The sequence below is a fragment of the Protofrankia sp. CiP1_Cm_nod4 genome (assembly GCF_982290645.1).
Window position 1 is genome coordinate 19,699 of sequence record NZ_CEVIVC010000014.1, and the last position, 7,306, is coordinate 27,004.

General features: G+C 72.9%; 6 protein-coding genes. All 6 read left to right on the plus strand.

Features of this window, described 5'->3' with window-relative positions:
- Positions 1-18: 18 nt before the first annotated feature.
- Positions 19-1,494, plus strand: coding sequence for an MFS transporter (locus AC5LSR_RS04945; RefSeq protein WP_250285768.1), 1,476 nt, complete (start codon positions 19-21; stop codon positions 1,492-1,494).
- A 734-nt stretch (positions 1,495-2,228) separates the two neighbouring features.
- The gene (locus AC5LSR_RS04950; RefSeq protein ID WP_493468193.1) at positions 2,229-2,321 is read left to right on the plus strand and encodes a putative leader peptide; all 93 of its coding nucleotides are present in this window, start codon (positions 2,229-2,231) and stop codon (positions 2,319-2,321) included.
- Positions 2,322-2,580: 259 nt separating this feature from the next.
- Positions 2,581-4,236, plus strand: a complete 1,656-nt coding sequence (locus AC5LSR_RS04955) for an ABC transporter substrate-binding protein (RefSeq protein WP_250285767.1) — start codon at positions 2,581-2,583, stop codon at positions 4,234-4,236.
- A 175-nt stretch (positions 4,237-4,411) separates the two neighbouring features.
- The gene (locus tag AC5LSR_RS04960) at positions 4,412-5,332 is read left to right on the plus strand and encodes an ABC transporter permease (RefSeq protein ID WP_250285770.1); all 921 of its coding nucleotides are present in this window, start codon (positions 4,412-4,414) and stop codon (positions 5,330-5,332) included.
- Positions 5,333-5,339: 7 nt separating this feature from the next.
- A complete protein-coding gene (locus tag AC5LSR_RS04965) occupies positions 5,340-6,236 on the plus strand; it encodes an ABC transporter permease (protein ID WP_250285766.1) in 897 nt (298 codons plus the stop codon).
- Positions 6,233-7,306: ABC transporter ATP-binding protein (locus tag AC5LSR_RS04970; RefSeq protein WP_493468194.1), on the plus strand; the 1,074-nt coding region annotated here is incomplete at its 3' end. The genes AC5LSR_RS04965 and AC5LSR_RS04970, both read left to right, overlap by 4 nt.

The following is a 7,306-nucleotide window of genomic DNA, read 5'->3' on the forward strand; positions in this document are numbered from 1 at the left end:
GAGGAAGGAGCCCGCCCCATGACTGTTCCCGCAGCCCCCGGGCTGCCCTATCAGCGCACCCGGCTCACCCTCGCGCTGCTGGCGTTCGCGCAGTTCATCGTCGCCGTCGACTACAACATCGTTTATGTCGCGCTGCCCGACATCGGCAGGGATCTCGGCTTCACCTCGCAGTCGATCCAGTGGGTCGTCAGCGCCTACGCCGTCGCCTTCGGTGGCCTGCTGCTGCTCGGCGGACGTGCCTCCGACCGGCTCGGGGCGCGCCGCGTCTTCACCGTCGCGCTTCTCGTGTACGGCCTGTCGTCCCTGGCCGGCGGGCTGGCGTCGGCACCCGGCGTGCTCGTCACCGCGCGGACGGTGCAGGGGGTCGGCGGCGCGCTGCTGTTCCCGGCGATCCTCAAGCTCATCAGCACCATCTACGAAGAGGGTGCCGAACGCACCCAGGCCCTGGCGGTGTGGAGCGTGGCGGCCAGCGGCGGGCTCGCCGCCGGGGCCCTGCTCGGCGGGCTGCTCACCGACTGGTTCGGCTGGGAGTCGGTCTTCTTCGTCAACGTCCCGCTCACGGCCGTGGCCCTGGTGGCCGCCCCGCGCCTGCTGCCCGCGGACCCGCCGCGGGCGCACGGCCTGAAGGGCTTCGACCTGCCCGGCGCGCTGATCGCCACCGCCGGCGTGGCGCTTGTCGTCTTCGGCCTGGCCTCCGGCTCGGAGGCCGGCTGGACGGCCGCCCGCACCACCTCCTCGATCATCGTCGGGGCGGTGCTGCTGGCCGGTTTCGTCCTGGTCGAACTGCGCACCCGGGACCCGCTGGCCCCGCCGCGGCTGTTCCGGCAGCGCACACTGGTGATCGCGATGCTCGCGGTGCTGCTGCTCGTCGGCAGCCTCGCCGGCGAGTACTACCTGTTCACGACATACCTGCAGAACGTGCTTCACTTCAGCCCGCTCGAGGCCGGGCTGGCGTTCCTCCCGCTCACCGTGATCTCGATGGTGGGCGGCGCGGCGGCCGTCACCCTGCTCACCCGCTACGGGCTGCGCACCACGATGGCCGCGGGCCTGTTCGTCGGCGGCGTCGGCATCGCGGCCGTCACCGCCGGGGTGTCGGTGGACGGCTCCTACCTGGCCCTGCTGCCCGGCCTGGTGCTGTGGGGTATCGGCGGTGGGGTCGCCTTCACCGCGGTGTTCGTCGCCGCGTCCGCCGGGGTGGCACCGGCCGAACAGGGTGTCGCCAACGCCCTGGCCTCGACCTTCCAGCAGATCGGCACCGCGCTGGGGCTGGCCGTGATCATCGCGGTCGTGGTGGCCCGTCCGCACGGGCCGGCATCACCGGACGCCAACCCGGCCGGGATCGTGGACGCGCTGCGGGTGGGCGGCTGGGTGTCGGCCGCCATCTGCGCCGCCGGGACCGTGGTGGCCCTCGCGCTGGCCCGCACGCCCCGGCCGGCCGGGCAGCCGGTACCCGCCGCGGGTGAGCCGGCCGACCCCCAGCGCCAGCCCGTGTGACGCCAGCCCCCACGAGGTGACAGGGCCGCGACCGGGCCCGTCCCAGCCGCCGTCCCCGCGGGCCACCCTGACCGGCCCGCGGGGACGGCTCCGTTCTCCCGTCCATTCTCCTGCCCGTTCTCCCGCCTGCCCGTTCTCCCGCCCGGCCGGGCTGTCGCCAGGACGACGGGATACGGGATACGGGATACCGGTGCCGCCACCGATATCCCCGGTACGGTTTCCCGGGGCCCTGGTTCTTTCCCGGGTCCTGTTCTTTCCGGAGCGCCGTTCTTTTCCGAGGGGCCAGGGCCTTGCCCGGGGCGGTGTTCCCGGTGGGCGGGGCGCTCGGCCGGACGGGAGCGTCACCCACGGCACTTCCGCCGTCGCATTCCGGCCGCCCGCGTGGCCGGCACATTGTGTGCCTGGACGGCTACGCGGTGGCCCGGCCGGCGCTATTCCGGCACGGGTGTTCCGGCGGCGGTCACCGGGGCCGGTGCCGCCGGTGCCGGGTAAGCACTCGTGTTCCGCCTGGCGCGGCTAACATGTGCCGGATTTGAAGTCAACCCTTGACGACCCCTACTGGTACCCCGATATTCATCCGGGCACCAACTATCGAAACCGCTTCCTGCCGGGACGGCGGATGTCAGGCACGCCTATATGGCGAGCATCACATCGGCCTTTTTCACCGGCCGGGTTTGGGCTCGGCTAATGTCCCCCGCATGAGGTCGCAGGGGTATCGTCACAGCAGTCGGAGCATGGCTGTTCTGACGTCGCTTCTGACGTCGCGTCTGACGTCGCGGCGTCACATCGACCTGTTGCGCGTCTCCAGCGCCACCTGTTCACGCTGACCCGTACGCGGTCGTCTTTCTCGTTCGGCCACGCGGTCCGGTGCCGCCGCCGGCCCGGCGGCCACCTCTGTTTTCAGGTGTAGTCGTCTTTCCGGTGTAGTCGCCGTCCCGGCGGAGCCTGTCGTCCCGGCGGGGACCGCCGTCCCGGCGGGTTCACCGTCCCGGTGCGTGTCCCGCGTGTGCCGTAACCGGCCTGCCGCGCGGAATGCCAGCCGTCCCGTCGCATTTTTTGCCCGTCCAGAACATTCGGAGTGGCTCCATGCGTTTTGTCAGGCCCACGTACGCCCTCACCGGCGTCACCGTCACTGCGGCGCTCGTGTTGGGCGCCTGTGGGTCGTCCGACGGTGGATCGTCCACCCCCCGCGCGGCCGCGCCCAGCACCGGGGGCTCGGTGACCTACGCCATCGACACCGAGCCGGTCTGCTACAACGTCCACGTCAGCCCGCAGGACATCACCGCCGAGGTCCAGCGCAACGTCGTCGACTCGCTGCTCTTCTTCGACGCCAACCAGAAGATCCACCCCTGGCTGGCCACCTCCTGGGAGACCTCCAGCGACTTCAAGACCTTCACCTTCAAGCTCCGCACGGACGTGACGTTCACCGACGGCACGCCCTTCGACGCGAACGCGGTGAAGGCCAACTTCGACCACATAGCCAACCCGAAGACGAAGTCGCAGTACGCCTCGACGCTCATCAAGAGCTACACCGGCACCGAGGTCGTCGACCCGCACACCGTCAAGATCAGTTTCTCTGCTCCGTCGGCGCCGTTCCTGCAGGCGGTGAGCACTCCCTACCTCGGTTTCTATTCGCCGAAGACACTGCAGGAAAACGCGGACAAACTGTGCGCGGAAGGGCCGGCCCAGGTCGGCACCGGGCCGTTCACCGTGGCCGAGTACACCAAGGGCCAGAGCGTCCGGTTCGTCCGCAACCCGAACTACAGGTGGGCACCTGAGGGCGCTGCGAACACCGGGGCGGCCTACCTGGACGCGCTGACCATCCGCGTCCTGCCGGAGGACTCCACCAGGGTGGGCGTGCTCACCAGCGGGCAGGTCGACGGCGCCCGCGCGGTCCCGCCGGCCAACGTCGCCGCCGTCGAGGCGAACAAGGCCCTGGGCACGGTGCGCCTGCAGGCCGCCGGCGGCACCTACCAGATCTACCTCAACGTGACCCGGGCACCCCTGACCGACCAGCGGGTGCGCACCGCGATCCAGCGCGGCATCGACCTCGGCAAGGACGTCCAGGCCGTGTACTTCGGCCAGTACCAGCGGGCCTGGAGCCCGCTGGCGCCCAGCACCCCGTCCTACGACAAGTCACTGGAGAACACCTGGCCGTTCGACCAGGCGGTGTCCAACCGGCTGCTCGACGAGGCGGGCTGGACCGGGCGGGACGCCGAGGGCTACCGCACCAAGGACGGCAAGCGCCTGGCCGTCGTCTGGCCGCTCATGCCCGCCGAGTACATCCGCGACCAGCGGGTGGTCCTCGGCCAGGCGATCCAGGCCGACCTGAAGAAGATCGGTATCGACCTCCAGCGCCCGACCTTCGACATCGGCACCTTCGTCACCAAGGGCTACGCCGGTGAGTTCGACATCCTGGACTCCAGCTGGGCGCGGCCCGAGCCCGACATCCTGCGGCTGTTCTTCAACAGCACCAGCTCGGCAGCCACCGGTGGCCAGAACGCCTCGTTCATCAGCGACCCGCAGCTGGACGAGTGGACCAACGCCGGTGCCGCCACGCTCGACACCAAGATTCGTGACGACGTCTACGGCAAGACCCAGAAGCGGGTCATCGAGCTCGCCGCGTCGGTCCCGGTCTACATCCCCACCACGGTCGTCGGGCTCTCCAAGCAGCTGCACGGGGTGACCTTCGACGCGAGCTCGTGGCCGCTGTTCCACGGCGTCTGGACCGAGAAGAAGTGACGGACGAGAAGTGACGGACGCGGGGCCGGTCGGGACGCTCCCGGCCAGCGCGGGCCCGGCCGGGCGTGACCCGGCCGGGCGTGACCCGGCCAGCGCGGGCCCGGCCGGGCGTGACCTGGCCGGGCGGCGCCTGGCCAGGGGGCGCTCAGCCGGAGGGCGCTCAGCCGGAGGGCGCCTGGTCAGGGGGGTGGCGGTACGGCTCGCGGCGGCGCTGGCGGTGCTGTTCGGGGCGGCGACGCTCGCCTTCGCGGCGCTGCAGCTCGTCCCGGGCGACCCGGTGGCGGTGCTGCTCGGGCCGTCCACCACCGCCTCCGCCGAGGTACGGGCGCAGATCCGGGAGGACTACGGCTTCGACCGGCCCGTCGTGGCGCAGTACGCCTCCTACCTCGGCCATCTCCTGCGCGGGGACCTCGGCGAGTCCTACCAGCTCCAGCGTCCCGTGGCCGAGCTGATCGACAGCCAGCTCTGGCCGACCGTCCAGCTCGCCCTGGCCGCGGTCGTGCTGGCCGTCGCCGTCGCGGTGCTCTCCGCGGTGACGACGGCCGGGCGGCCGCTGCCGCGCGCGCTGGCCTCCGCCTGGGAGCTGGTGGCGGTGTCCACGCCGTCGTACTGGCTCGGCATCGTCCTGCTCACGTTTTTCTCGTTCCGGCTGACGATCTTTCCGGTGGCCGGGGCGGAGGGCTTCGCCTCGCTGGTCCTGCCCGCGGTCACCCTGGCGCTGCCGGTCGCCGGGGTGCTCGCGCAGGTGCTGCGCGAGGGCCTGGAGACGGCGCTGGCCCAGCCGTTCGTGGTCACCGCCCGGGCCCGCGGGCTGACCCGCACGGCGGTGCGGTTCCGGCACGCGCTGCGCCACGCGGCGGTGTCGCTGGTGACGCTGACCGGCTGGCTGACCGGCACGCTGCTCGGCGGCGCGGTGCTGGTCGAGGTCGTCTTCGCCCGCCCCGGCATCGGGACGCTGACCCTGCAGGCGGTAGGGAACAAGGACATGCCGGTGGTGATCGGCGTCGTGCTGATCTCCGCCTTCGTCTTCGTCCTGATCTCGACCGTGGTGGACCTCGCCTACCTCGCCATCGACCCGCGACTGAGGAAGGGGTGAACCGGCGGTGACCACCACCCAGCCCGGCCTGCTCACCGGCCCGGCCCCGGCCCTGACCGCGGCCGGCCGGGCCGCCAGCCGGTCGCGGCGGCGCAGACAGCTCTCGCGCGCCGGCGTCGCGCTGGCCGGGGCGCTGCTCGTCGTGCTCGCGCTGGTCGCGATCGCCCCGGGCCTGTTCACCGGCCAGGCCCCGAACGAGACCGACCTCGGCCAGACGATGGCCGCCCCCAGCGGCGCGCACTGGTTCGGCACCGACCAGCTCGGCCGGGACGTCTTCGCCCGGGTGCTGCACGGCGCCCGCACCTCGCTGCTGGTCGGCGCCGGCTCCACGGTGTTCGCGCTGCTCGGCGGCACGGTGCTGGGGCTGGCCGCGGCGCTGTCCGGCCGGGTGGGCGACCAGGTGCTGATGCGGTTCGCCGATGTCCTGCTGTCGCTGCCGTCCCTGCTGCTGGCGCTGCTGGCGGTGACGGTGCTCGGCACCGGGACGGTGAACGTCATGCTCGCGGTCGCGATCGCCTTCGTGCCCGGCTACGCCCGGATCGTGCGGGCGGAGGCGCTGGTGGTCCGCCGCTCCGGGTACGTCGAGGCGGCGGTCGGGCTCGGGCTGCCCCGGCCGGTGCTCATCGCCCGCCACGTCCTGCCGAACACCCTCGGCCCGCTGCTGGTCCTCGGCGCCGTCGGCTTCGGCACGTCGGTGATCTACGCGTCCGGGCTGAGCTTCCTCGGCCTGGGCGCCGGGCCGCCGTCACCGGAATGGGGTGCGATGCTCTCCGAGGGCCGTGACTTCCTGGCGTCCGCGTGGTGGATCGGGGTGTTCCCCGGGCTCGCCATCACCGCGACGGTGGTCGCGGTCAACGTCGTCGGCCGGTTCGCCCAGCGCCGCTTCGCCGGGAGGACGTCATGACCGGCCCGGCGGGCAACATAGACCTGGCGGACAACGTGGATCCGACGCCGGTCGTCCCCTCGGCGAGGCCTGCCGCGTCGGCGGAGCCCCTGCTGGTCGTGGACGGGCTCGATGTCACCTTCACCACCGGCGGCGCGGCGGTGCACGCCGTCCGCGACGTCTCGTTCACCCTGGACGCGGGCCGCTGCCTGGCGCTGGTGGGGGAGTCCGGCTCGGGCAAGAGCGTCACCGCGCGTACCCTCGTCGGCCTCACCGGTGGGAACGCCACCCTCAGCGCGCGCCGGCTGCGCTTCGCCGGGGAGGACCTGGCCGCGTTCACCGAGGCGCGGTGGCGGGCCGTGCGCGGCCGGCGGATCGGCCTGGTGCTCCAGGACGCGCTGGTGTCGCTGGACCCGCTGCGCACGGTCGGCGCCGAGATCGCGGAGGTGCTGCGCACCCACCGGGTCGTCCCGCGCGCCGAGACCGACGCCCGGGTGCTGGAACTGCTCGACGACGTCGGCGTGCCCGAGCCGGCCCGACGCGCCCGGCAGTACCCCCACCAGCTCTCCGGCGGGCTGCGCCAGCGGGCGCTCATCGCCTCGGCGATAGCCGCCGGCCCCGCCCTGGTGCTGGCCGACGAGCCGACCACAGCCCTGGACGTCACGGTGCAGGCGCAGGTGCTCGACCTGCTGCGGCGGCACAAGCTCGACGGCGCCGCGCTGCTGCTGATCAGCCACGACCTCGCCGTCGTCGGCGGGCTCGCCGACGACATCGCGGTGATGTACGCCGGCCACATCGTCGAACACGGCCCGGCCGAACAGATCCTCGGCGGCCCCCGCCACCCCTACACCCGGGCGCTGCTCGACGCCGTGCCCGTCACCCACACCAAGGGCACCCGGCTCGCTCCCGGCACACCGCGCGGCCCGCTGCCAGGGCCGGCGGGATGCCCGTACGCGGACCGCTGCCCGCGGGCGGACGACCGCTGCCGCGAACGCCTGCCGGCCCGCGTCGTGCCCGCGGGCGCGCACCGCCGGCACGACGTGCTGTGCTGGCACCCGTTCGAGGCCCCGCCCATCGGGGTCCTGTCCACC